A 24,173-nucleotide genomic window follows, 5' to 3' on the forward strand; every position below is an offset into this window, starting at 1 on the left:
ACGAGGGATCACCATGCTCGCCTTCGCACCACTGCACGACGCCGTCGGCGCCGCCGGCCGCGCGCTCTCCTGGCTCACCACCCTGCTCGAACCGCTGGCCGGCGGCGCGGCCACCGCCGCCGCGATCGTCGTCCTCACCGTGGCCGTCCGGCTGCTGATCTCGCCGCTGACCCTCGCGCAGGTTCGCGGGGAGCGGCGTCGCGCGGCGCTCGCCCCCGAGGTCCGCGACCTCCGGCGGCGGTACGCGCACGACCCCGCCCGGTTGCAGGGCGAGTTGTTCGCGCTCTACCGGGCCAACGGCGCCAGCCCGGTCGCCGGCTGCCTGCCGATGCTGCTCCAGGCGCCGGTCCTGCTGGTCATGTACCGGCTCTTCACGACCGCCGACGGCGGCACGGGGCTGCTCGCCGAGCGGCTCGCCGGGGTGCCGCTGGGTCACCACCTCGGCGACGGCCTGGGCGGGGCGGTGCTGCCGCTGTTCGGCGTGCTGCTGGCAGCCCTGCTCGCCCTCGCGTGGTGGACGTCGCGGCGGATGCGGCGTGCCGCGGCCGCGACCGGCACGGTGGCCGGTACGCCGACGGAGGGACCGGGGGCGGCGGTGCTCGGCCGGCTGCTGCCGCTGCTGCCGTACGCGACCGTGCTGGTGGCGCTGGTGCTGCCGCTGGCCGCGGTGATCTACCTGGTCACCACGACCGCCTGGTCGGAGCTGGAGCAGGCGGTGCTGCGCCGCCCGCAGGTCGCGCCGGCAGGCATCGATCGACATTGACATCTGTCGGGTCGGCACGTACAACTCGTGAGAGAGCGCTCTCTCGACCCGTCACCGCAGAGAGGCACGTCCATGACACCTACCCCGGCGGCCCCCGCCGCCCCGCCCCCACGACGCCGGCCGGCCCTGGCGTCGGCCCTGCTCGCCGTTGTCGCCACCACCGCCCTGGCCGGGGTGACCGTGACCGCGAACGCCGCCGTGCCGGCGCCCGCGCCCGGCTGGAGTCTGGTGTGGAGCGACGACTTCACCGGCGCGGCCGGCACGCTGCCGTCCGCCGCGAACTGGATCATCGACACCGGCACCAGCTACCCCGGCGGCCCGCCCAACTGGGGCACCGGCGAGATCCAGACCTACACCGACAGCACCGCGAACGTCAGCCACGACGGCGGCGGCAACCTGCGGATCACCCCGCTGCGCGACGCCTCCGGCCGCTGGACCTCCGCCCGCATCGAGACCGTACGCAGCAACTTCAAGCCCCCCTCCGGCGGCGTGCTCGCCATCGAGGGCCGGATCCAGATGCCGAACGTGACCGGGGCCGAGGCGGCCGGCTACTGGCCGGCGTTCTGGGCGCTCGGCTCGCCCTACCGGGGCAACTACCAGAACTGGCCGGGCATCGGCGAGTTCGACGTGATGGAGAACGTCAACGGGATCAACTCGGTCTGGGGCGTGCTGCACTGCGGCGTGGCCCCCGGCGGGCCGTGCGACGAGTTCAACGGCATCGGCGCGTCCCGGCCCTGTCCCGGCAGCACCTGCCAGTCCGCGTACCACACGTACCGCTTCGAGTGGGACGCCTCGGTCAGCCCGCAGCAACTGCGCTGGTACGTCGACGGCCAGCTCTACCACACGGTGAGCCAGTCCCGGGTCGGCGAGCCGTACTGGTCGCAGATGACCGGCCATGCCGGCTACTTCCTGCTGCTGAACGTGGCGATGGGCGGGGCCTTCCCGAACGGGGTCGCCGGTTCGGCCACGCCGACGGCGGCCACCGTCCCCGGCCGGCCGATGCTGGTCGACTACGTGGCCGTCTACAGCCGGGGCGGCGGCACCACCCCGCCGCCGACGACCCCGCCTCCCGGTGGCGTGCGGGACGCGTACGCGACGATCCAGGCGGAGTCGTTCAGCGCGCAGAACGGAGTGATCGTCGAGGCGTGTGCCGAGGGCGGCCAGAACATCGGCGCGCTGCGCAACGGCGACTGGGTGCGCTTCGACAACGTCGAGTTCGGAGCCACCCCGCCGCGCGACTTCGTCGCCCGGGTCGCCTCCGGCGCGGCGGGCGGGGTCAGCGGCCTGGTGGAGGTCCGGCTGGACAGCCCGACCGGCCCGCCGATCGGCAGCTTCGCGATCGCCAACACGGGGGGCTGGCAGAGCTGGCGCTCGGTGCCCGGCAACGTCGCCGGCCCGACCGGCCGCCGGACGGTCTACCTGACCTTCACCAGCGGCCAGCCCGCCGACTTCGTCAACGTCAACTGGTTCACCTTCCGCCGCTGAGCCGCGGGGAACCCGGGCGGCGAACGCCCGGGTTCCCCGCCCGGCCACCCCTGGACAGAAACAGTTAACAGTCCTAATAATAGGCGTCAATGTTGATGCTGATGGATGTCGTCCGGGTGTGGAGGGTGCTGTGAAACGGTCCAGATCTCTGGTGTTGTCGCTGGTCACCGCCGTGGTCGCGGCGGTCGGAGCGGTGTGGGTGGCGATGCCGGCGTTCGCCGCCGGGGCCACCGCGAGCTTCGTCAAGACGTCCGACTGGGGGTCGGGCTGGGAGGGGAGGTACACGATCACCAACGCCGGCGGCACCACCGTCGACGGCTGGACCGTCACCTTCGACCTGCCGGCCGGGACGACCGTCGGCTCGTACTGGGACGCCCTGCTGACCTCGTCGGGCCAGCGGTACACCTTCACCAACCGGTCCTGGAACGGCAGCATCGCCCCGGGCGCCTCCGTCTCGTTCGGCTTCCTGGGCAACGGGCCCGGCGCCCCGGCCAACTGCCAGCTCAACGGCGCGTCGTGCGGTGACGGCACCACCCCGCCCACCACCGCGCCCCCGACGACGGCGCCGCCGACCACGCCGCCCCCGACCAGCCCGCCGCCGAACACCGGGCTGCCGAAGCACATCCTCACCGGGTACTGGCACAACTTCGACAACCCCGCCGTGGAACTGCGGCTGCGCGACGTGCCCGCCGAGTACGACGTGGTCGCGGTCGCGTTCGCCGAGGCCACCGCCACTCCCGGCGCCGTCACCTTCGCCGTCGACCCGGGGCTCTCCGCCGCCCTCGGCGGCTACACCGACGCGGACTTCTCCGCCGACGTGCGCGCCCTCCAGTCCCGGGGCAAGAAGGTGATCATCTCGGTGGGCGGCGAGACGGGCCGGGTGGCGGTCAACGACGCCGCCTCCGCCGCGGCGTTCAGCGACAGCGTCCACGCCCTGATCCAGCGGTACGGCTTCGACGGCGTCGACATCGACCTGGAGAACGGGCTGAACCCGACCTACATGGCGCAGGCGTTGCGCTCGCTGCGGGCCAAGGTCGGCAGCCGGCTGATCATCGCGATGGCCCCGCAGACCATCGACATGCAGTCCCCGGGCAGCAGCTACTTCAAGCTCGCGCTCGACATCAAGGACATCCTCACCGTCGTGAACACCCAGTTCTACAACTCGGGGGCGATGCTCGGCTGCGACCGCAACGCCGCGTACACCCAGGGGACGGTGAACTTCGTCGTCGCGCTGGCCTGCATCCAGTTGGAGGCCGGGCTGCGTCCCGACCAGGTCGGTCTCGGCCTGCCGGCCGGGCCGGGCGCGGCCGGTGGCGGCGTCGTCGCGCCGAGCGTGGTGAACGCGGCGCTGGACTGCCTGGCCCGCGGCACCAACTGCGGCAGCTTCCGCCCGCCGCGCACCTACCCGGGCATCCGCGGCGCGATGACCTGGTCGGTCAACTGGGACGTGACCAACGGCAACGCCTTCGCCCGCACGGTGGCCCCCCACCTCGCCACCCTGCCCTGACGGCCCGGGTCAGCGGGTGGCGGCGCCGGCGCGGTCGCGGTGGCGGGCGCGCCGGCGGCGGGCCTTCTTGACCGCCCACCAGACGATCATCACCACGAGGACGGCGACGATGCCGTAGTCGAACCAGTCGCTGTACCGCTCGATCTGCTGCCAGCGGGAGCCGAGGGCGTAGCCCAGGCCGACGAAGAGCGAGTTCCAGACGCCGCTGCCCAGCGTCGTGAAGGCGACGAACTCGGGCAGCGGCATGCGGTTGGCCCCGGCGGGGATGGAGACCAGGCTGCGCACCACCGGGATCATCCGGCCGAAGAGCACCGCCCACCGGCCGTGCCGCTCGAACCAGCGGTCCGCCTTCTCCAGGTCGTCCCGGTCGACCAGCGGCAGCCGGTCCAGCCAGCGCTTGAGCCGGTCCTCGCCAGCGACCGCGCCCAGCCAGTAGAGGACGAGCGCCCCCACCAGGGAGCCGGCGGTGGCGGCGAGCACCACCAGCACCACGTTGAACCGTCCCTCGCCGGCCAGGTAGCCGGCCATCGCCAGGACGATCTCGCTCGGGATCGGCGGGATGATGCTCTCCAGGGCGACCAGCAGCGCCACGCCGAACGCGCCGGCGGCATCGATGATCCCCGCCACCCATCCGGTCAGCCCGCCGAGCCGGGTCGGGTCGACGTTCTCGGCGAGTGCCATCGCGATCCTTTCGCCGGGTCCGGGGGATCAGAGTCCTCTACCCCGCGACCCGCCGGTCACACCTGCCCGTGTCCGGAAGCCACGCCGGCTCAGCCCTCCGGGTGCAGCGCCGCGTCGGCGGGCCCCCGCCGCCACCCGGTGAACCGGACCCGCAGCCCCGCCCGGGTGGGGGAGCAGCAGTACGGCCCGGCCGTCGCCACCGCCTCCGGCGGCAGCGGGGCGAGCCGGACCAGCCGCCACGGCTCGCCGCCGGCCCGGGCCCGCACGGTGAGCGCGTCCCGGTCGCGGCTGACCCGGACGGTGACCTCCCGCCCGGCCCACTCCGGCACCGGGGCGACCGACCAGTCGGACACCTCCCGGGTCACCACGGCGCCGACCTGCGGCAGGCCGTCGCTGACCTCCACCCCGGCCTTCACCCAGTTCCGCTCGTCGACGCGGACCAGCGCGCCGGCCTGGTCGAACTGGGCGCCGTAGTCGAGGTGGAAGGCCACCTCCACCGCGTCGCCGACGGGCAGCGGCGCGAGCAACGCCGGGGCGTCGTCGTGCACGAAGCCGTACGAGGTGTGCCGCCACAGGTCGCTGCCCCCGGCCGGTTCCACCAGCAGCTCGCCGGCCGGCCCGTGCTCGACCCGCACCGGCTCGTTCCACCACTCGCCCTCGGCCCAGTCGACCGGCTGCTTCGCATCACCCATGTCGGCGACCGTATCGCCGGTGACGCATTGGAACTAACGCGACGGTCAGGGGGGCTAGCTAGAGTTATAGCTAGCTAGGTAGCATACGACCATGCCGACATCGGAAGTACGGATGACGCTGGCTACACAGCGGGTGCTGCAGGTACTCCTGGACAGGCCTGCCCAGGAGAAATACGGCTTGCAGATCTGCGAGGAAGCCAACCTGGCCAGCGGCACCATCCATCCGATCCTTGCGCGGCTCGAGAAGGTCGGATGGCTGGAGTCGCACTGGGAGAACGTGGATCCGCATCGCGCCGGACGACCGCGCAGGCGCTACTACCGGCTGAGCCCCGACGGTGCGCAGCAGGCCCGTTCCGCCCTAGCGGCAGTCGAGGCCCGGCGCTTCCGTGGCGCCGATCCGGCCTATCCGGGCAGCATCGCATGATCAACTTAATGTGGGAGGCGGCGTTGGATCTCATTCGCGACCTCGAAGTCCTCGCCGTCTCCTCTGAAGACGTGGCACAAAGGATCCCCGAAGGTCGCCCGATAGCCGACGTGCTCGCCCGACTGAACAAGGAAGGCCCGGCAATTTTCCGGGACCTGCGTACCTACGATGAGCGCCGCGCGTACCGGTGGGTGGGTGACCTGGTCGAAGCGCTTGCCCGAGAGCGTGCCGCGGCACTGACCCTCCTCGAAGGAGCTGCGTGCGGGCAGGACGACAACGCGGCTCGTGTCCAGTTCCTAATCCGGAACTTCAACCTCGCCTACCACCTCGCCTACCGCCTCGCCGACGAGCTGCAACTCCGTCTCGCATGGCAGCACGCGGGCGGCGTCGACGTCGAGATCAGCGTCAGACTCGACCGTGACCTCGCCGGGGATCTCGCCGACAACACCGAGTCGCAGGTGACCGATGACGTCGCGTCGGCCCTCGACCTCCGACCAGGAAGACAGGCGCTGCGGCTGGTCGACGTCATCGTCCGGTTCCTCCCGCCCGGCCAGCGGGAACGGTACGGCGAGGAACTCCGCGCCGAACTGTACGGGCTCGCGGAGAGGAACCGGCCGTACGGGGCGCAACTGCTCTACGTCCTGAGGCAGTTCAACCGAGTGTTCGAACTCAGGCATGAGCTGCGCCGTCCGTCGCCCCGGAGGCTGAGCCCATAAGGGCCATGTGTTCCGACGCTCGCTCGGAGCCAGTGACGGGAGAGTTGGCGAGAGTGGGTTCCCGACAGCCAGCCGACGTCCGGAGGCCGGTGCTGCCGGTGACTCCGTATCGACGCGGTCCGACCAGACATACCAACCAGGAGACGGAATGAACGTACCCACACCCCCGGAACACGTCGATGCTGACGCCTGGCCGGCGTCGGATCGCGTGGCCCCTGAGACACGGCCGCCTGACGCCGATGCTCACGATCGGCAGCACCGGCGTCGGATCGAGTTGATCACGGTTCTTGTCTCGCTCGTCGTTGCGGTGGCTGGGCTCATCACCGCGCTCAAGTCCTAGGGACGGACGCCGACCTGCGAACGGGCCGGTCGGCGTTTGCCGGACGCGGGGACCGGAGACATTAGGTCGGCATGGCTGACAGGTGGTATTCCGAGGCCGTCGTCTACTGCCTCGACATCGACACGTACGCGGACTCCGACGGCGACGGCGTCGGCGACATCCGGGGCCTGATCGGCAGACTCGACTACCTCGCCCGGCTGGGTGTCACCTGCCTCTGGCTGCACCCCGTCCACCCGTCGCCCAACCGCGACGACGGCTACGACGCGACCGACTTCTACAACGTCGACCCGCGCTTCGGCACCCTCGGCGACTTCGCCGAGCTGCTGCACCAGGCGCAGAACCGCGGCATCCGGGTGATCATCGACCTGGTCGTGAACCACACCTCGGACGAGCATCCCTGGTTCCAGTCCGCCCGCTCCTCGCCGGACTCGCCGTACCGCGACTGGTACGTCTGGGCCGACCACGAGCCGGACGACCGGCACCAGGGCATGGTCTTCCCCGGCGAGCAGCACGAGACCTGGACCTACGACCGGACCGCCAGGGCCTGGTACTACCACCGGTTCTACAAGTTCCAGCCGGACCTCAACTTCGCGAACCCGCAGGTGCGCGAGGAGGTCAAGAAGATCGTGTCGTTCTGGCTCCAGCTCGGCGTCTCCGGCTTCCGGATGGACGCCGTGCCGTTCATCATCGAGCTGACCGAGCCCGGCAACCCGGACTCCCCGAAGGACTTCGAGTTCCTCACCGAGCTGCGCCAGCACGTCCAGTGGCGCCGGGGCGACGCCGTCCTGCTCGCCGAGGCCAACGTGGAGCCCGACCAGCTGCCGACCTTCTTCGCCGACGCCGGCGGCTCGTCGAACCGCCTGCACATGCTCTTCGACTTCATGCTCAACGGGCGGCTGATGCTCGCCCTGGCCCGGCAGGACCCGGAGCCGATCATCGAGGCGTTGCGGGACACCCCCGCGCTGCCCGAGGGCGGGCAGTGGGCCACCTTCCTGCGCAACCACGACGAGATCGACCTGTCCCGGCTGACCGCCGAGCAGCGCAACCAGGTGTACGCGGAGTTCGGCCCCGACGAGGACATGCGCATCTACGACCGGGGCATCCGCCGCCGGCTCGCCCCGATGCTCGGCAACGACCGCCGGCGCATCGAGCTGGCGTACTCGCTCCAGTTCTCGCTGCGCGGCACGCCGGTGCTGCGCTACGGCGAGGAGATCGGCATGGGGGAGGACCTGTCGCTGCCCGGCCGGGAGGCGATCCGCACCCCGATGCAGTGGTCGTACCGGCCGAACGCCGGGTTCTCGACGGCCGACCCGGAGAAGCTGGTCCGCCCGGTGGTCGACAAGGGCGACTTCGGCTACGAGAAGGTCAACGTGACCGCCCAGCGCAGCGACCCCAGGTCGCTGCTCGCCTGGTTCGAGCGGATGATCCGTACGCTCCGCGAGGCCCCCGAGGTGGGCTCGGGCTCGACCACGCACATCGACGTGGCGATGCCGCCGGGCGTGCTGGCGCACCGGGCCGACGGGCGGACCGGGACGATGGTGTTCCTGCACAACCTCGGCACCTCCGACGCGGAGGTCGACCTGAGCACGCTGGAGCCGGAGGCGGACCTCCCCGTCGACGTTCTCGCCGACCGCAACTACGGCGGGGTGGGCAAGCTGGACCGCCTCAAGCTGGCCGGCCACGGCTACCGGTGGATCCGCCTCTGCCGTGGTCGCGGCCTCTAGCCCGGCCCCATGTCGACCGTCGTCCACCCCACCTCGGCGGACGACCGGTCACTCCCGCCAGCCGGCCAGTTCGACCCCCTTGGCGAGTTCGACCCGGAAGCCCATGGTGATCTCGCCGCTCTCGCCCGGCCCGAGCCGCAGCCGCCAGGTCAGCTCGCCCAGCTCGGTACGCTCGGCCGGCGGCGGGACGACCGTGGCTTCCCGGACGACCACCGCCTCGTCGCGCGACACCGGAAGCTGGTCGCGTACCTCCACCGTCGCCGTCTGGGGCGTGTGGTTGGCGACGCTGATCCGGTACTCCACCTCCCGTCGCCGGGTCGAGCCGAGCGTGGCCCGGGTGTCGGCGCGCCGGCCCAGCTTCCGCTCCACCCGTACCCGGTCGTCCACCCCGAGCGCCAGTTCGGTCTCCTCGCCGGGCGACCACGTCGACAGCCGGGTGGCCGCGACGAAGTCGGCGCCGTGGAAGACCGCCGCCGGGCCGGGGAGCAGCGTGTGCGCCGAGGTGTTGCGGACCGTCGCCCGCAGGTGCGCCTCGGCCGCGCGGACCGGCGCGGTCACGTGGTCCAGCCGGGCCGGCAGCTCCAGCACGGCGATGGTGGCCCGGTGCGCGCTGCCGTCCGCCGGCACCGCGACCGGGCGGGCCGGCCGGTAGGTGGCGGCGGTGACCCCCTGCTCGACCGTGGCCACGCTCTCCCGCACCGTGGGGCGCGGCGGGGCGGACCGGGCCGTACCACCCGCGGCGGCCGGCGCCGCGCCGGGCGCCGGCGGTGGCGGCAGCGCGCCGAAGCTCGCCGTCGACATGGGCATCCGCGGTACCTGCCGGACCCGGTCGAGATACCAGGGCGACAGTTCGGGTACGCCGGTCGCCGCTGCCGGGCGGGCGGTCGAGAGCTGGAGTTCGCACTCCGGCCAGTCCTCGCCGGTGTCCTGGCTGACCAGGCCGAACCAGGTGACGGTCATGGTGTCGTCGACCAGCCGCAGGTCGTAGGAGGGCTGCCAGCGGGCCCCGTCGACCAGGTAGGTCAGCTCCAGGTCCAGCTCGGCGTCGTCGGCGTCCACCGCCACGGTCACCTCGGCGGCCAGCCGGTCCGGTTCCCGCTTGCCGTTCGCCGCCGCCAACTGCCGCTCGACGGCCGCCAGCTCCTCGGTCAGGTCGGCACGTCGCCGGGCCAACCCGCGCCGGCGGCTGCGGGAGTCGGCGAGCTGGCCGGCCACCGAGTCGGCGAAGCCGGCGACGTCGGTCGGGGCGGCGTCACCGGAGGCCAACGCGCGGGCGTACGTGCCGCCGGCCCGCTCGGCCAGCCGGCCGATGAACTGCCCCCGCTGCGCCTCGATCTCGTCCGCGTCGTCGACCTCGGCCAGCTCGTCGGCCAGCTCGCGGCTCCGCTGCTCCAGCTCGCGGACCTGTCCGTCGGTGCTGCGTGCCTGCCGCCACGTCGTCACGTCCACGCCGAGCACGGTGACCGCGCCCCGGCCGCCGACCCGTACCGAGTCCCGCCGCAGGCCCAGCGGCAACGGGGCGACACGTACGCGGTGCTCGCCGGCGGCCAGCCGGGTGCTGCCCCGGCGGGTGACCCGGGCCCGGTCCGGGTAGACGGTGACACCGACGACGGGTGCTTCGATCTCCACTGCGTTCACGGCGGCGACGGTAGCCGAACCGCGCTCGTAACCCCGGCAGGCCGCGGCGGGGTGTCGGCCGGACCGGCGTCCCGCGCCCGGCCGGCACGCCGTACGCCTGGGTTAAGCTCCTCCGATCGAGCGGAAGTTACCGGGAGGTAGGAATGTCGGAGGAGCAGCGGGTCGCCATCGTCACGGGGGCGGCGCGGGGGATCGGGGCGGCCACCGCCCGCCGGCTGGCCGCCGACGGCCTCGCGGTCGCGGTGGTCGACATCGACGAGTCGGCGACCAAGGACACGGTGGACGCGATCGCCGCCGCCGGTGGCCGGGCGCTCGGCGTCGGCGCCGACGTGTCCGACCGGGCCCAGGTCGAGGCGGCCGTGGAGCGGGTCGCCGCCGGGCTGGGCGCGCCGACCGTGCTGGTGAACAACGCCGGCGTGCTGCGCGACAACCTGCTGTTCAAGATGAGCGACACCGACTGGGACACGGTCATGGGCGTGCACCTGCGCGGCGCGTTCCTGTTCAGCCAGGCGGCCCAGAAGCACATGGTCGAGCAGAAGTGGGGTCGGATCGTCAACCTCTCCAGCACCTCCGCGCTGGGCAACCGGGGCCAGGCGAACTACTCCGCCGCGAAGGCCGGCCTCCAGGGCTTCACCAAGACGCTCGCCATCGAGCTGGGCCCGTTCGGGGTGACCGTCAACGCGGTCGCGCCCGGCTTCATCGTCACCGACATGACCGCCGCCACCGCCGCCCGGATGAAGGTCGACTTCGACGACCTCCAGAAGCACGCCGCGGCGGAGATCCCGGTCCGCCGCCCCGGCCGGCCGGAGGACGTCGCGCACACCATCTCGTTCCTGGTCAGCGAGGGAGCGTCCTTCGTCTCCGGCCAGGTCATCTACGTCGCCGGCGGCCCCAAGGACTGACCGCGCCCCCACGTCCCACCCCGTCCGGCGAGGCGGGGTGGGTCAGGTGCGGGCGGTGCGGGTGCGCCAGAGCCAGAGCAGGCCGAGCACCGGCAGGACCAGCGGGATGTAGCCGTACCCGCTGCCGAACCGCGACCAGACCGTCTCGTCGGGGAACAGCTCCGGGTCGGCCACGCTGAGGATGCCGACGCCGAGCACCCCGGCCAGTTCCACCGTGCAGCACGCCAGGGCGACGCGCCGGCCGGCGGCACCCGCGCGCGCCAGCCCCACCGCCGCGACGATGTAGATGGCCGCGGCGAGCGCCGAGAGCAGGTACGCCACCGGGGCCTCGTCGAACCTCGTGGCGATCTGGAGGCCGGCGCGGCTGGTGGCGGCGATCGCGAAGAGCAGGTAGACAGCGATCAACAGCCGACCCGGGCCGGCGTTGGTCCGAGTCCGTTCCGGGGCCCGCACCTCAGCCACCCAGCACCTCCCACGTCTGTTGCAGCCGCACGACGACCACCGGCGTGACCAGGCAGACCGCGCAGACGATGGCCGAGCCCCAGCGGGTCGGCTCCATCCGGGCCAGCACCCAGGCCAGCGGCGGCAGGCAGACCAGCGTCGCCAGGTAACCGAAGAAGGCCCCCGGCTCCCCGGGGCGCTCGCCGCCGCCGAGGGCGACCCCCGCCACCACCGCGAGCACGAGCAGCGCCGCCTCCAGCAGCGCCAGACCGGCGAACTGCACCCGGTCCGGCGCGCGATGGCGCAGCGTCGCCACCAGGGCCCAGGCGGCGACGAGGAGCGAGAGCACGATCGAGGCGGTCGCGAGGAGCCCGTCCACCGGCGAACCGGCCGAGGCTGCGCTGGTCATCGGGGCCACCCGGGGCTCGGTTCGGTCACCGGCACAGCCTACTAACCCGCGTAGTACACCCCGCCACCCGCCGCCCCGGACACCCGGAATAGGCCCGGTCACGCCGGCGGGCGCCGGGGCGGGCGACTAGCGTGGACCGGGGCCGCGGGGTGCTGCCGTGGCGAGACGACGACGGTGGGGGTTCTCGTGGTGCGGTTCGGGTTGTTCGGCACCGGTCACTGGGCGGCGGAGACGCACGGCGCGGCGCTGCACGCGCACCCGGGGGCCACGATCGCCGGGGTGTGGGGCCGCGACCCGCGCAAGGCCGCCGGCCTGGCCGACCGCTACGGGGCGCCGGCGTTCACCGACGTCGACGCGCTGCTCGACGCCTGCGACGCGGTCGCGGTGGCCCTCCCGCCGGACATCCAGGCCGACATCGCGGTCCGCGCGGCCGCCGCCGGTCGGCACCTGCTGCTGGACAAGCCGCTCGCGTTGAGCGTCGCCGAGGCCGACCGGGTGGTCGACGCCGCGCAGGCGGCCGGCGTCGCCTCGGTGGTCTTCTTCACCGGCCGCTACCAGCCGGACATCGCCGCCTTCCTGGCCTCGACCGCCGCCGTCGGCGGGTGGCACACCGCGAAGGCGGTCCGGTTCGGCTCGATCTTCCAGCCGAGCAGCCCGTACGGCGCCTCGCCCTGGCGGCGGCAGCACGGCGCGCTCTGGGACATCGGCCCGCACGCGCTGTCGGTCATCCTGCCGGTGCTCGGCCGGGTCACCCGGGTCGCCGCGATGGACGGGCCGCGCGGGCTCGTCCACCTGCTGCTCACCCACGACGGGGGAGCGACGAGCACGATCTCGCTGACCCTGGACGCCCCGCCCGAGGCGGTGAGCCGGGAGTTCGTCTTCTACGGCGAGAACGGCATCGAGACCGTCCCGGCCGGCGAGGGCGACTCGGCCACCGCGTTGGGGGTGGCGATCGACCAGTTGCTGGAGGAGATCGGGTCGGGCACCCGGGACCACCGCTGCGACGTGCGCTTCGGCCGCGAGGTCGTCGCCGTGCTCGCCGCCGCCGAGACCGCCCGCGCCGAGGGCCGCACCGTCGACCTCCCGGGTTGAGGGCCGCACCGTCGGCCTGCCGGCTGAGGCGGAAAAGCGGTCGCCGGGCGGCGACGACGGAGCTAGGGTCGCGGGCATGTCCGCGCACGCTCTGATCGAGGGGGTCGGCACGCCGGCCGCCTTCGGGCCACTGCTGGCCCGCCTGCGAGTCCGGCGTCCGGCCCTGGCCGACGCGACCCGCGACTGATCCCGCACCGCACGCACGGCGCCCTCCGCCCGGTCCTGGCCGGGCCCTCGGCGCCGTCCCACCGCCGCCCGGGTGACACCCCGGGGTGAGTGCCGCCGTCGGCGCCACCCCGGTCACCCGCCCGGGTGACGTGCCGCGCGCGCCACCCCCGTCTCCGGCCGGGCGGTGGCGTGCCGCGCCGCCTCCGGTCTCCGGCCGAGCGGTGGGTGCCGCCGTGCGCCGCCGACCCGCAGTCCCCGCGCCACGCCCAGGGCCGTCCGAGTCCACTCTTCCCCCGGACAGGCCCCTTTCCCCTGCCTGTCCGCTCCGTCGCCGCACGGCGACAGACAGGACGACGACCCGTGGCGCCCCGCCGTACCCGAGCAACCGAACGCGACCGCTCCCGGCGCGTACTCTCCCAGAACTTCCTCGTCGACCCGGCCGCGATCGCCCGGCTGGTGCACGCCGCCCGACCCCGGCCCGACCGGCTCCTGCTGGAGGTGGGCGCCGGCCGGGGCCAGCTCACCCGGCCGCTCGCCGCCCGCTGCCGACACCTGATGGCGTACGAGGTGGACCCCGCCGCCGGCGCCGAGCTGGCCGGGATCTGCGCCGGCCTGCCGAACGTCACCCACCGCCAGGCCGACTTCCTGACCGCGACGCCCCCGCGGGAGGAGTTCGACGTGGTCGGCAACATCCCCTGGTCGCTCACCTCGGCCGTGGTGCGGTGGTGCCTGGCCGCGCCCGGGCTGCGCGCGGCGACCCTGCTCACCCAGCTCGAGTACGCCCGACGGCGCAGCGGCGACTACGGCCGGTGGACCCGGCTCACCGTCCTGACCTGGCCGGAGTTCGGCTGGCGGCTCGCCGGGCGGGTGCCCCGCACCGCGTTCCGCCCGGTGCCCGGGGTGGACGCCGGCATCCTGCGCGTCGAGCGGCGGCCGGAGCCGCTGCTGGCCGCGGCGGCGCTGCCCGCGTACCGGCGGATGGTGGAGATCGGCTTCGACGGGGTCGGCGGCTCGCTCGCGGCCTCGCTGGGCCGGCACCACCCGCGCGCGCGGCTGTCGGCGGCGCTGCGGGCGACGCGGCTCGACCCGGCCACCCCGGTCGGGCACGTCTGGCCGGAGCAGTGGCTGGTGCTGTTCCGGCTGCTGCACGCCAGGTGAGCCGGCCAGCCGCTGGAGTGTGGCGTGCAGGTCGTGCCGCGGTCAGGCCAGCGTGTTCAGGGCCTCGCTCAGCTCGGCGGGGGAGTCGAACTCCTCCCTCGGCAGGGACCGGAGCATCTGGAGCATCTCCGTGCTGACCCCGTTCTCCTGGCCCCAGCGGACCAGGTCCTCCCGCGAGACCGGGTAGTCGAGTCCGGCCAGGTACTCCTGCAACTGCACGCCGGTGACGGTCATGCCGACGGGCTACCCGCTCAGCCCGCCGGCACACCGCCCGTGCCTCGCGGGTCCCGGCCCCACGCCCCGCTCGGGTCCGCCCCCGCGCCCCGGGGTCCCGCTCCGTGCCCGGTCGGTCCGGTCCCGCGCGGCCCACGTCGCGCGGGACCGGCGGGGTGGCCGCCCCGCGCGACGGCCGGCGGTTTGCCCGGCGACACGCCGGGTAGCCGCCCGCCATGCTGGTTCAGCGGCTCGGCGCGCCGAGCGACTTCGACCCGTTGCTGGAGCGCGTCCGGGACGCCCGGATCGTGATGATCGGGGAGGCGACGCACGGCAGCTACGACTACTACCGGCTGCGCGAACAGCTCACCCGCCGGCTGATCGCCGAGTGCGGCTTCTCCTTCGTCGCCGTGGAGGGGGACTGGCCCGACTGCGACCGGGTGCACCGATCCGTGACGGGCGCCCCGGGCGGGGCCACCGAGCCGCGCATGGCGCTGGAGCGCTTCGAGCGGTGGCCGACCTGGATGTGGGCGAACGCCGAGGTGTCCCGGTTCTGCAGTTGGCTGCGGGCGTGGAACGTCGAGCGGCCCGAGGACGCCCGGGCCGGCTTCCACGGCCTGGACGTCTACAGCCTGTGGGAGTCGATGCAGGCGATCTTCGACTACCTCGGCGAGGAGGACCCGGCGTCGCTGGAGGCGGCGCAGGACGCGTACCGCTGCTTCGAGCCGTACGGCAAGCGGGTCGAGGAGTACGGCGCGGCCAGCCGGTTCGTCTCGGCGCGCTGCGAGGAGGAGGTCGTCCGGCTGCTGGCGCGTACCCGCGAACAGGCCGCCGCGGACGGCCCGGACAGCTTCTCGGCCTGGCAGAACGCGGAGGTGGTGGCCGGCGCGGAGCGCTACTACCGGGCCATGGTCCGGGGCGGCCCGGAGTCGTGGAACATCCGGGACACCCACATGGCGGACACGCTGGACCGGCTGCTGGACCGCTACGGCCCGGGCTCGCGGGGGATCGTCTGGGCGCACAACACACACATCGGGGACGCCCGGGCCACCGACATGGCCGCCGACGGGTTGATCAACATCGGTCAGTTGGCCCGTGAGCGGCACGGGGCCGACGACGTGGTCCTGGTCGGCTTCGGCGGCTACCAGGGCACGGTGATCGCCGCGCCGCGCTGGGGCTCGCCGGCCGAGGCGATGGTGGTGCCGCCGGCCCGCCCGGGCTCGGTCGAGGGCCGGCTGCACGAGCTGATGCCGGAACGGGCGGTGCTCGTCTTCGGCGGCGCCGACCAGCCGGGCTGGGTCACCGACACCGCCGACCACCGGGCGATCGGGGTGGTCTACGACCCGTCGTTCGAGTCCTGGGGCAACTACGTGCCGACCCGGCTGGGGGAGCGGTACGACGCCTTCGTCTGGTGCGACGAGACCACCGCCCTGCACCCGCTGCCCGCCCTGACCACGCCCGGCGAGATGGAGACCTACCCGGCCGGCGTCTGACCGGCCGGGTAGGCGTCGGGCGGGTCAGGCGCGGGGGGTCACCGGGGTCTTCTCGTCGAGGTGGGCGCGCAGGCCCTCGCCCTCGATGTCGACGTTCGGCAGGGCCCTGTCCAGCCAGCGCGGCAGCCACCAGGCTGCCCGGCCGAGCAGCGACATCACCGCCGGGACGATCGTCATCCGCACCACGAACGCGTCGATGGCGACGCCGATCGCGAGCGCGAAGCCCATCGACTTGATCACCGGGTCGTCGAGGAACACGAAGCCGCCGAACACCGAGATCATGATCAGGGCGGCGGCGGTGACCACCCGGGCCCCGTGCCCCATCCCGTTGATGGTCGCCTGCTGCGCGGTGTCACCGTGCACGAAGTCCTCCCGCATCCGGGAGACCAGGAAGACCTCGTAGTCCATCGCCAGCCCGAACAGGATGCCGATCAGCAGGATCGGCAGGAAGCTGACCAGCGGGCCGGGCGTGTCCAGGCCGACCAGGTCGGCGAGGTGGCCCTGCTGGAACACCGCCACGGTGATGCCGAACGTCGCGGCGACGGTGAGCAGGAAGCCCAGCGCGGCCTTGACCGGCACCAGCAGCGAGCGGAAGACCAGCATCAGCAGCAGCACCGAGAGCCCGACCACCAGCAGCAGGTAGACCGGCAGGGCGTCGGAGAGCTTCTCGGAGACGTCGATGCCGATGGCGGTCGCGCCGGTCAGCAGCACGTCCACGTCGCGGAACTCGCCGACCGCGGCCCGGACGTCGTTGACCAGGGTCTCCGTGGCCTCGTCGGTCGGCCCCGTCTTCGGCACCACGCCGAGCAGCGCGGTGCGGCCGTCCGGGCTGAGCTGCGGCGGGGCCACCGCGAGGACGTTCTCGGTGCGCTGGATCAGCGCGGTGACCTGCGGGACCGCGGCCGAGGTGGCCTGCGGGGTGTCCCCGGCGACCACCACCGCGAGGCGGCCGGTGAAGCCCGGCCCGAAGCCCTCGGTGATCAGGTCGTTGGACGCCCGGGCGGGCGAGCCGACCGGCGCGGTGCCCGCGTCCGGCAGCGCCAGCCGCATGTCCGGCGTGGGCAGCGCGAGCAGGCCCAGCCCGAGCAGCCCGACCAGGATGACGGGGATCCGGAACCGGGTGACGGCGCGCGCCCAGCGGAACCCGAGCCCGGAGCGGTCCTCGGCGGCCGGCGCCGCGGCGCCGGCGACCGCCCCGTCCCCGGCCGGCACGGACGAGCGCAGCCTGCGGGGGAGCACCCGGCGGCCGGCGAAGCCGAGCAGGGCGGGCTGGAGCGTGATCGCGACCAGCACCGCGACGGTGACCGTGGCGGCGGCGGCCAGACCCATCACGGTCAGGAACGGGATGTTGACCACGGCCAGGCCGGCCAGCGCGATGACCACGGTGGCCCCGGCGAAGAGCACGGCCGAGCCGGCGGTGCCCACCGCGCGGCCCACCGCCTCGTCCGGCGGCAGGCCCTCGATCAGGTTCTGCCGGTAGCGGGAGGTGATGAACAGCGAGTAGTCGATGCCGACCGCGAGGCCGAGCATCAGGGCGAGGATCGGCGCGGTGCTGGTCAGGTCGACCACGCTGCTCAGCGCGAAGAGGCCGGCCATGCCGACGCCCACGCCGATCAGGGCGTTCAGCATGGTCATCCCGGCCGCCACCAGCGACCCGAACGTGACCACCAGGACGATCGCGGCGATCGCGACACCGATCGCCTCGGTCGAGCCGACCTCCGGCACGGCGCTGAGCACCTCGCCGCCGGGCGCGACCTCCCAGCCCTGCGCCTCGGCCCGCGCGCCGACCTGCTCGTACGCGTCGCGCTGGGCGTCGGTCACCTCGTCGGCTCCGGTGGCGAACTGGACCTGGACCAGCGCGTACCGGCCGTCGGGGGAGACCGCCCCCACCTGGAACGGGTCGACGGCGCCGACCACCCCGGGCAGCGTCGCGGCCTCCTGGGCGAGTTCCTTCACCACGGCCTGCCCCTGCGGGCTGCCGAGCGCGCCGTCGGCCGGTGCCTTGACCGCGATGGTGCCGGTCGCGCCGCTGGCCGCCGGGAACTGCTCGGCGAGCAGGTCCAGGGCGCGCTGGGACTCCGTGCCGGGCATGGTGAAGTTGTCCGCCATCGGGCCGCGCAGGGTCGCGGCGGCGAGGCCGAGTCCGACGAGTACGACGAGCCAGATCGCCGCGACGAGTCGCCGCCGGCGCATCGAGCCCCGGCCGAGCCGGTAGAGCAGGGTCGCCATGAGTTCCTTGTCCTCGGTCGTGGTGGTTGGGAACGAGTCAGTCGACGGGCTCCAGCGCCCGTCGTACGAGTGCCAGCAGGGCGGCGCGCAGCTCCTCGTCGGGTACGTCGACGAACTCGCCGCACGTCTCGGAGATGCCGGCGAGCAGCACCAGCGCGGTGATCCGGGCGGAGGGGCGGTCCGGATGCCCGGCGAACGCGTCGATAAGCCGCTCGGAGATCCGCTGGACGTGCGCGAAGGCGGGCTGCTGGAGCAGCTCCGGGAACTCGCCCCGGAGCAGGGCGATCTCGCGCCGGAACCGGACCGCGAGGTCGACGAAGCCCTCGGCGGCGACCCGCTGGGCGTCCGCCCCCCGGTGCGCGGCGATCCGCTCGTCGAGCGCCTCGAGGACCTCGATGGGTCGGGCCATCAGCTCGGTGAGGATGGCCTCCTTGTTGGCGAAGTGGTAGAGCACCGCCGCCTTGGAGCAGCCCACCTCGCGGGCGATGTCCTGCAACGAGGTGCCCCGGTAGCCGGTCACCGCGAAGCGTCGCGCCGCCGCCGCCAGGATGTCGTCGTGTGTCTCCGGTACCGCCCGCGCCATGCCGGTCCACCTCCCGAACCAGCATGCCTGACCGATCGGTCAGAGCCTGACCGATCGGTCAGATCGAAGGCGTGGCGTTCCCCACAGGCGCCGGGGTGTGCCGCGGGCCGACGCCCTCCGGCACCGGTCCGGCCGAGGTTCAGCGGGCGCCGGACCCGGGCCAGGGTCGTCGCCTAGCCCGCCTCGCCGTGCGCCCGGTCGTACGCGTCGCGCGCGTCGGCGATCGCGGTGCGGTGCCGCTCGGCCCAGTTGGTCAGGGTGACCAGCGAGTCGTAGAGCTCCAGCGCGATGGGGGTGGCGGTGTACTCCACCTTCGGCGGCACGGTCGGATAGACCGTCCGGCGCAGCAGGCCGTCGCGTTCCAGGTTGCGCAGGGTCAGGGTGAGCATCCGGCGGCTGATCCCCTCCACCGTGCGCTCCAACTCGGTGAAGCGCACCGGCCCCTGGGAGGCGGCGACCAGGATGCCGATGCTCCACTTGCCACCCACCCGGTCGAGCACCTCGCGGACCGTGCACGCCCTGGCCTGGCCGGGGGTGAACGGCGCGTCGCCGGCCGCGCACGCCTGGACCCCGTCCACGGGCACATCGGTGTTCCCCTGGGACATGAAAGTGCCTCCTTACGCTCCGCCTCATGGTCACAGAAGATGGCTCCGGTAACAAAACGTGCACCTAGGAGGCGTCCGTGTCCATCCGTACCGTCGGATCCCGCTGGCCGGCGCTGCTCGTGCTCTGCGCCGGCAGCCTGATGATCATCCTGGACGGCAGCATCGTCGCGGTGGCGCTGCCCGCCGTCCAGCGGGACCTGGGCTTCACCGCGACCGGCCTGGCCTGGGTGGTCAACGCGTACCTCGTCGCCTTCGGTGGGCTGCTGCTGCTCGCCGGACGCCTCGGCGACCTGCTCGGCCGGCGGGCGGTCTTCCTGGCCGGCGTCGCGCTGTTCACCGTGGCCTCGCTGTTCTGCGCGGTGGCGACCGGCCCGGAGGTGCTGGTCGTGGCCCGCTTCCTCCAGGGCGTCGGCGGGGCGCTCACCATGGCGGTGAGTCTCGGCATGATCGTCCGGCTCTTCCCGGAGCCCGCCGAGCGGGCACGCGCGATCGCGGTCTTCAGCTTCACCGGAGCCGCCGGGGCGTCGATCGGCATGCTGGCCGGGGGCGTGCTCACCGACCTGGCCGGCTGGCCCGCCATCTTCGCGGTCAACCTGCCGATCGGGCTGCTGATCCTGCTGGCCGCCGTACGCCTGCTCGACGCCGACCCCGGCGTCGGCCTGCGCGCCGGCCTGGACCTGCTCGGCGCGGCGCTGGTCACCGGGGGCCTGATGCTCGCCGTGCTGGCGATCGTCGGCACCGGCGAGCACGGCTGGGCCTCGGCCCGGACGCTCGGCGCCGCCGCGCTCGCGGCGGTCCTGCTCGCGGCGTTCGCGTTGCGGCAGCGGTCGACCGCGACCCCGCTGCTGCCACCGCGGGTGCTGCGCACCCCCGGCCTGGTCGCCGCCAACGTCGTGCAGTTCCTCATGGTCGCCGCGTTCTTCGGCTTCCAGTTCCTGCTCGCGCTGGAACTCCAGCTCGTCCTGGATCTCGACCCGACGGCCACCGGGCTGGCCTTCCTGCCCACGCCGGTGACGATCGCGGTGGTCTCGCTCGGCCTCGCGGGCCGGCTGATCGCCCGGTACGGCGCGCGGGCCCTGCTGGTCACCGGGCTCGCGCTGGCGGTGGCCGCGTTCCTGCTGCTCGCCCGGCTCCCGGTCGACGGCGGCTACCTGCCCGACGTGCTCCCGTCGATGCTCCTCTTCGGCGTCGCCGGCGGGCTCACCCTGCCGGCGGTCACCACCCTGGCGATGGCCGGCGCCGACCCGGCCGACGCCGGGCTGGCCTCCGGGTTGGTCAACACCACCCAGCAGGTCGGCGGCGCGCTCGGGCTGGCCGTGCTCGCCACGCTGGCCGCCAGCCGCGCGGACGGACTGCGGGACGTCGGCTGGGCCGAGGCCGACGCGCTCGCCGCCGGCTACCGGACCGCGTTCACCGTGGCCGCCGCCCTCGTCGCGGCCGCCCTCCTGGTCGCCGTGGTCACCCTCCGCCGCCGGCCCGCCCCGGCCAGCCGCCCGGCCGCCGAGCCGGCCCCGGCCCGCCGGTCGGCCGCCTGACCGGCTACCGGCGGGCGCGACGAGAAGCAGGCCGGACCGGGGCGGAAGCGCCAGCCCGCGCCGAAGGAGCCGGACCGCGCCGAAGGAGCCAGCCCGCGGCCTCTTCCTCGCGTCGACGATCTCGCACCTGCGGCGCGTGGGATGCGTGACCTGTCCCCTTCCGTGGAAGCAGGAAGTGCGAGATCGCGCACCACGGGAGCGGCGGCGACCCGTTCGTCGGGGAGCACACCGCCGCGTCCGGTTGACCGCCGGCCGTCGGGCCGGGAAGGTGGTCGGATGAGTCGCGCTGACGAGACCCGGGACGGCGTGTCGCTGACCAACCTCGACCAACCGCTGTCCGACGGCGACGACGCGACCAAGCGGGACCTGGTCGACTACCTCGACGCCGTCCACGAGCGGATCCTGCCGCCGCTGCGCGGCCGGCCGCTGTCGGTGATCCGGGTCCGGCCCGGACAGCCGGCGTTCATGCAGAAGAACCTGCCGAAGTACACCCCGGACTGGGTGCGCCGCACCTCCGTCTGGGCCGAGGCGTCCCACCGCGAGGTCTCGTACGCGCTCTGCGACGACCGGCGCACCCTGCTCTGGTTCGCCAACCAGCGCGCCGTGGAGTACCACCCCACCCTGGCCACGGTGGACGACCTGCACCGCCCCACCCATCTGGTGCTCGACCTCGACCCGCCCGAGGGGGACTCGTTCGGGCTGGCGGTGGCCGCCGCCCTGCTGGTCCGGCAGGCGCTCGCCGACGCCGGGCTCACCGGCGCGGTCAAGACCAGCGGTGCCAAGGGCGTGCACGTCTTCGTGCCGGTCGCGGAGGGCGCCGCCGTGGAGGACATGGCCGCCGCCACCCGGGCGGTCGCCGCTCGCGCCGAACGGCTGGACCCGGCGCTGGCCACCACCGCCTTCATCCGCGAGGACCGGGGCGGCAAGGTCTTCGTGGACTCGACGCGGGCCGGCGGGGCGACCGTGGTGGCCGCCTACAGCCCGCGGCTGCGGCCGGGGGTGCCGGTGTCCTTCCCGGTGGACTGGGCCGACCTGGCCGACGTCGCCCCGGCGGACTTCACGATCCGCACCGTCCCGGCGCTGGTCGCCGACCGCGACCCGTGGGCCGAGCGGATGCCCGCGCCGCAGCAGCTCCCGGCGGACCTGGTCGCGGAGGGGCACACCATCCCGATCGCGCGGGTGCAGGCCATGCACGAGGGCAAGCGCCGGGCCCGCGCCCGCCGCGCCGCCGGCTGACGTACGCGCCGCACCGCCGGTGACCGGCGGCCGGCCGAAGGCCCGTCGTCGGCCGGCGGCCGGCGGGCAGCTGGAGGTTCGTCGTCGGCCGGAGGTGTCGTCGGCGTGGCGCTACCGCTCGCCGGGTCGGACGAGCCCGCTCTCGTAGGCGATCACGACGAGCTGGGACCGGTCGCGGGCGTGCAGCTTGGCGAGCAGGCGACTGACGTAGGTGCGGGCGGTGTCCGGGCTGAGGTGCAGGGCGGCGCCGATCTCCGCGTTGGACCGCCCGGCGCCGACCTGGGCGAGGACGTCGCGTTCCCGCTCGGTGAGCCCGGCGAGCCGGGTGCCGTCGGGCACGGGGGAGCGGGCGGCGGCGGCGAGCACCCGGCGGGTGACGGCGGGCGACAGCAGCGCGTCCCCGCCGGCCACGGTGCGTACGGCGGCGCGCAGGGCGTCGGGCGCGGTGTCCTTGAGCAGGAACCCGGCCGCCCCGGCGCGGATGGCGTCGAAGAGGTACTCGTCGTCGTCGAAGGTGGTCAGCATGACCACCTGTACGTCGGCGAGGCCGGGGTCGGTCAGGATGCGCCGGGTGGCCTCGATGCCGTCGGTGCCCGGCATGCGGACGTCCATGAGGACGACGTCCGGCCGGTGGGCCCGGACGGCGGCCAGGCCGGCGGCGCCGTCGGCGGCCTCGGCGACGACGGCGATGTCCGGGTCGCGTTCGAGCAGCGCGCGGAGCCCGGCACGGATGAGGTGCTGGTCGTCGACGAGGACGACGCGCAGGGGCGTCACGGCCGGGGCCCGGACAGCGGCAGTCGGACGGACACCCGGAAGCCGCCCGTCCCGGCGGTGCCGGTGTGGACGGTCCCGCCGAGCAGGGCGACCCGCTCGGACATCCCGCGCAGCCCCTGGCTCCCGCCGCCCTGCTGGCTCAAGCCGCCCGGTGCCTGGCCCCCGCCGAGCAGCCCATGGCTGCCGCCGCTCCGCACCGGGCTCCCGTCGCCGTCCCCGGGTGGCGCGGCGGCGCCCCGGCCGTCGTCGACGACCTCCAGCGTCAGGTGGGAGCCGGTCGCCCGGACGGTGACGTCGACCCTCGTGGCCCGCGCGTGCCGCAGCGCGTTGGTCAACGCCTCCTGCACGACCCGGTAGGCGGTGGTGCCCACGACCGCCGGCAGCGCGCCGACGTCGCCGTCGACGCGCAGCTCGACGGCGAGCCCGCTGCGGCGGACGCCCTCCGCCAGGGCGGCGAGCTGGTCGACCCCCGGCGGTGGTCGGCGGACGCCGGCGTCGCCGCGCAGGGTGCCCAGCGTCGCGCGCAGCTCGGCCATCGCGCTGCCACCCGCCGACCGGATCGCCGCCAGCGCCACGTCCACCCGCTCCGGCGCCCGGTCGGCGAGCGCCTCCTGCGCCACCGCCGACTGGAGTGTGACCACGGACATCGTGTGCCCGAGGGTGTCGTGCACCTCCCTGGCGATGCGCAGCCGCTCGGCCTCGACCTGCCGGGCGGCCTCCCGCCGCCGCTCCTCGGCGGCCACGACCACCTGCCGGGCCAGCTCGGCCCGCAGCGAGCGCCGGTGACGGACGGCGTCGCCCAGCGCGACGACGGCCAGCATCAGCGCCGCCTCGGACCCGAGGCCGAAGCCCAGGACGATGCCGGCGTCGTCGCCCTCGGCGAGCCGCGACGCCACCGACGCCGCCAGCAGCGACCCGCCGACCACCGCCGCCCACAGCGCGCGGCCCCGCTCCGCCGCCGCGTACAGGACGGCGGCGGCCGGCGCGGCCAGGCCGATCGGCGGCAGGTCCAGCGTGTAGTACGCCGTGATGCCGAGCGCGGTCGCCAGCAGCGCCGGCACGGGCCAGGCCCGGGCGACCAGCAGCAGGGCCCCGAAGCCGACCGCGAATCCGTACGCCGCCGGGGCACTCGGGGCGTCGCCGGTGGCCACGGCCGCCGCGACCAGGCAGAAGGTGGCCAGGCCGAGCAGGGCGTCGGTGCGGGTGGGGCGGGATACCGGCACGCCACGAGCGTAGGACCAGACCGGGTGCCGGCGCTGTCGCCCAGGCGCGTCCGTCGGCGGCTGTCGGCTACGTCGGGAAGCGACCTCGACCGCGCGGGTGGGCGACCGGGCGGCGTCGGCGCACGCCCGGAAGCGACCCGGG

At 74.3% G+C, this 24,173-nt stretch carries 23 protein-coding genes; 12 read left to right on the forward strand and 11 right to left on the reverse strand.

Annotated features, from left to right (window positions below; all coding sequences use genetic code 11):
• Positions 1–13 precede the first annotated feature (13 nt).
• From AB0L34_RS03955 to AB0L34_RS03965, 3 genes are all read left to right on the forward strand, one after another.
• Complete coding sequence (locus tag AB0L34_RS03955; protein ID WP_363701674.1) at positions 14–763, forward strand: membrane protein insertase YidC; 750 nt, start codon at positions 14–16, stop codon at positions 761–763.
• 72 nt (positions 764–835) lie between these two features.
• Positions 836–2,248 carry a carbohydrate-binding protein gene (locus tag AB0L34_RS03960; RefSeq protein WP_363701676.1) on the forward strand — a complete coding sequence of 471 codons (1,413 nt, stop codon included), beginning with the start codon at positions 836–838 and terminating at the stop codon, positions 2,246–2,248.
• A gap of 130 nt (positions 2,249–2,378) precedes the next feature.
• A complete protein-coding gene (locus AB0L34_RS03965) occupies positions 2,379–3,755 on the forward strand; it encodes a cellulose binding domain-containing protein (protein WP_363701678.1) in 1,377 nt (458 codons plus the stop codon).
• 9 nt (positions 3,756–3,764) lie between these two features.
• On the opposite strand, the gene AB0L34_RS03970 is transcribed toward AB0L34_RS03965, so the two are convergent.
• Together AB0L34_RS03970 and AB0L34_RS03975 are read right to left on the reverse strand one after the other, a co-directional pair.
• Positions 3,765–4,436 carry a DedA family protein gene (locus tag AB0L34_RS03970; RefSeq protein WP_363701680.1) on the reverse strand — a complete coding sequence of 224 codons (672 nt, stop codon included), beginning with the start codon at positions 4,434–4,436 and terminating at the stop codon, positions 3,765–3,767.
• Positions 4,437–4,525: 89 nt separating this feature from the next.
• Positions 4,526–5,128: a DUF1349 domain-containing protein gene (locus tag AB0L34_RS03975; RefSeq protein WP_363701682.1), complete on the reverse strand. Its 603-nt coding sequence runs from the start codon at positions 5,126–5,128 to the stop codon at positions 4,526–4,528.
• A gap of 91 nt (positions 5,129–5,219) precedes the next feature.
• Here AB0L34_RS03975 and AB0L34_RS03980 point away from each other — a divergent pair, with 91 nt between their 5' ends.
• From AB0L34_RS03980 to AB0L34_RS03990, 3 genes are all read left to right on the forward strand, one after another.
• On the forward strand, positions 5,220–5,552 hold the full coding sequence (locus AB0L34_RS03980; protein WP_363701684.1) for a helix-turn-helix transcriptional regulator: 333 nt from the start codon (positions 5,220–5,222) through the stop codon (positions 5,550–5,552).
• Complete coding sequence (locus tag AB0L34_RS03985; protein ID WP_363701686.1) at positions 5,549–6,268, forward strand: hypothetical protein; 720 nt, start codon at positions 5,549–5,551, stop codon at positions 6,266–6,268. Before AB0L34_RS03980 ends, AB0L34_RS03985 begins: the two co-directional genes overlap by 4 nt.
• Before the next feature lie 411 nt (positions 6,269–6,679).
• The gene (locus AB0L34_RS03990) at positions 6,680–8,332 is read left to right on the forward strand and encodes an alpha-amylase family protein (RefSeq protein WP_363701688.1); all 1,653 of its coding nucleotides are present in this window, start codon (positions 6,680–6,682) and stop codon (positions 8,330–8,332) included.
• A 48-nt stretch (positions 8,333–8,380) separates the two neighbouring features.
• Here the strand turns inward: AB0L34_RS03990 and AB0L34_RS03995 are convergent, their stop codons facing one another.
• Positions 8,381–9,970, reverse strand: a complete 1,590-nt coding sequence (locus AB0L34_RS03995; RefSeq protein WP_363701690.1) for a DUF4139 domain-containing protein — start codon at positions 9,968–9,970, stop codon at positions 8,381–8,383.
• A 143-nt stretch (positions 9,971–10,113) separates the two neighbouring features.
• Here AB0L34_RS03995 and fabG point away from each other — a divergent pair, with 143 nt between their 5' ends.
• A complete protein-coding gene (fabG, locus tag AB0L34_RS04000) occupies positions 10,114–10,872 on the forward strand; it encodes a 3-oxoacyl-ACP reductase FabG (protein WP_357459463.1) in 759 nt (252 codons plus the stop codon).
• A gap of 42 nt (positions 10,873–10,914) precedes the next feature.
• Here fabG and AB0L34_RS04005 read toward each other — a convergent pair whose 3' ends face one another.
• Together AB0L34_RS04005 and AB0L34_RS04010 are read right to left on the reverse strand one after the other, a co-directional pair.
• Complete coding sequence (locus AB0L34_RS04005) at positions 10,915–11,334, reverse strand: hypothetical protein (protein ID WP_357459465.1); 420 nt, start codon at positions 11,332–11,334, stop codon at positions 10,915–10,917.
• The gene (locus AB0L34_RS04010) at positions 11,327–11,722 is read right to left on the reverse strand and encodes a hypothetical protein (RefSeq protein ID WP_350703661.1); all 396 of its coding nucleotides are present in this window, start codon (positions 11,720–11,722) and stop codon (positions 11,327–11,329) included. The genes AB0L34_RS04005 and AB0L34_RS04010 overlap by 8 nt, the downstream gene beginning before the upstream one ends.
• A 186-nt stretch (positions 11,723–11,908) precedes the next feature.
• On the opposite strand from AB0L34_RS04010, the gene AB0L34_RS04015 reads away from it, so the two are divergent.
• Both AB0L34_RS04015 and erm read left to right on the forward strand, forming a co-directional pair.
• Positions 11,909–12,814, forward strand: coding sequence for a Gfo/Idh/MocA family oxidoreductase (locus AB0L34_RS04015; RefSeq protein WP_363701754.1), 906 nt, complete (start codon positions 11,909–11,911; stop codon positions 12,812–12,814).
• 528 nt (positions 12,815–13,342) lie between these two features.
• Positions 13,343–14,140: an ErmE/ErmH/ErmO/ErmR family 23S rRNA (adenine(2058)-N(6))-methyltransferase gene (gene erm, locus AB0L34_RS04020; RefSeq protein WP_363701693.1), complete on the forward strand. Its 798-nt coding sequence runs from the start codon at positions 13,343–13,345 to the stop codon at positions 14,138–14,140.
• 42 nt (positions 14,141–14,182) lie between these two features.
• Here erm and AB0L34_RS04025 read toward each other — a convergent pair whose 3' ends face one another.
• Positions 14,183–14,374, reverse strand: a complete 192-nt coding sequence (locus tag AB0L34_RS04025) for a DUF2795 domain-containing protein (RefSeq protein WP_350703658.1) — start codon at positions 14,372–14,374, stop codon at positions 14,183–14,185.
• 215 nt (positions 14,375–14,589) lie between these two features.
• Between AB0L34_RS04025 and AB0L34_RS04030 the strand changes: the two genes are divergently transcribed.
• Positions 14,590–15,846 carry an erythromycin esterase family protein gene (locus tag AB0L34_RS04030; RefSeq protein ID WP_363701695.1) on the forward strand — a complete coding sequence of 419 codons (1,257 nt, stop codon included), beginning with the start codon at positions 14,590–14,592 and terminating at the stop codon, positions 15,844–15,846.
• A gap of 24 nt (positions 15,847–15,870) precedes the next feature.
• Here AB0L34_RS04030 and AB0L34_RS04035 read toward each other — a convergent pair whose 3' ends face one another.
• The 3 genes from AB0L34_RS04035 to AB0L34_RS04045 form a co-directional block, all read right to left on the reverse strand.
• Complete coding sequence (locus AB0L34_RS04035) at positions 15,871–18,075, reverse strand: MMPL family transporter (RefSeq protein WP_363701697.1); 2,205 nt, start codon at positions 18,073–18,075, stop codon at positions 15,871–15,873.
• A gap of 37 nt (positions 18,076–18,112) precedes the next feature.
• The gene (locus tag AB0L34_RS04040) at positions 18,113–18,658 is read right to left on the reverse strand and encodes a helix-turn-helix domain-containing protein (RefSeq protein ID WP_363701699.1); all 546 of its coding nucleotides are present in this window, start codon (positions 18,656–18,658) and stop codon (positions 18,113–18,115) included.
• A 173-nt stretch (positions 18,659–18,831) separates the two neighbouring features.
• Positions 18,832–19,263, reverse strand: coding sequence for a helix-turn-helix domain-containing protein (locus AB0L34_RS04045; protein WP_363701701.1), 432 nt, complete (start codon positions 19,261–19,263; stop codon positions 18,832–18,834).
• A 77-nt stretch (positions 19,264–19,340) separates the two neighbouring features.
• On the opposite strand from AB0L34_RS04045, the gene AB0L34_RS04050 reads away from it, so the two are divergent.
• Both AB0L34_RS04050 and AB0L34_RS04055 read left to right on the forward strand, forming a co-directional pair.
• Positions 19,341–20,798, forward strand: coding sequence for an MFS transporter (locus AB0L34_RS04050; protein ID WP_363701703.1), 1,458 nt, complete (start codon positions 19,341–19,343; stop codon positions 20,796–20,798).
• A gap of 276 nt (positions 20,799–21,074) precedes the next feature.
• Entirely contained in the window at positions 21,075–22,034 is a 960-nt protein-coding gene (locus tag AB0L34_RS04055) for an ATP-dependent DNA ligase (protein WP_363701705.1), read from the forward strand.
• A gap of 111 nt (positions 22,035–22,145) precedes the next feature.
• Here AB0L34_RS04055 and AB0L34_RS04060 read toward each other — a convergent pair whose 3' ends face one another.
• Positions 22,146–22,808 (reverse strand): response regulator transcription factor, encoded by a 663-nt coding sequence (locus AB0L34_RS04060; RefSeq protein ID WP_363701707.1) that lies wholly within the window; start codon positions 22,806–22,808, stop codon positions 22,146–22,148.
• The gene (locus tag AB0L34_RS04065) at positions 22,805–24,031 is read right to left on the reverse strand and encodes a sensor histidine kinase (protein ID WP_363701709.1); all 1,227 of its coding nucleotides are present in this window, start codon (positions 24,029–24,031) and stop codon (positions 22,805–22,807) included. Before AB0L34_RS04065 ends, AB0L34_RS04060 begins: the two co-directional genes overlap by 4 nt.
• Between the last annotated feature and the right edge of the window lie 142 nt (positions 24,032–24,173).

The organism is Micromonospora sp. NPDC052213 (assembly GCF_040679695.1).
GTDB lineage: Bacteria > Actinomycetota > Actinomycetes > Mycobacteriales > Micromonosporaceae > Micromonospora.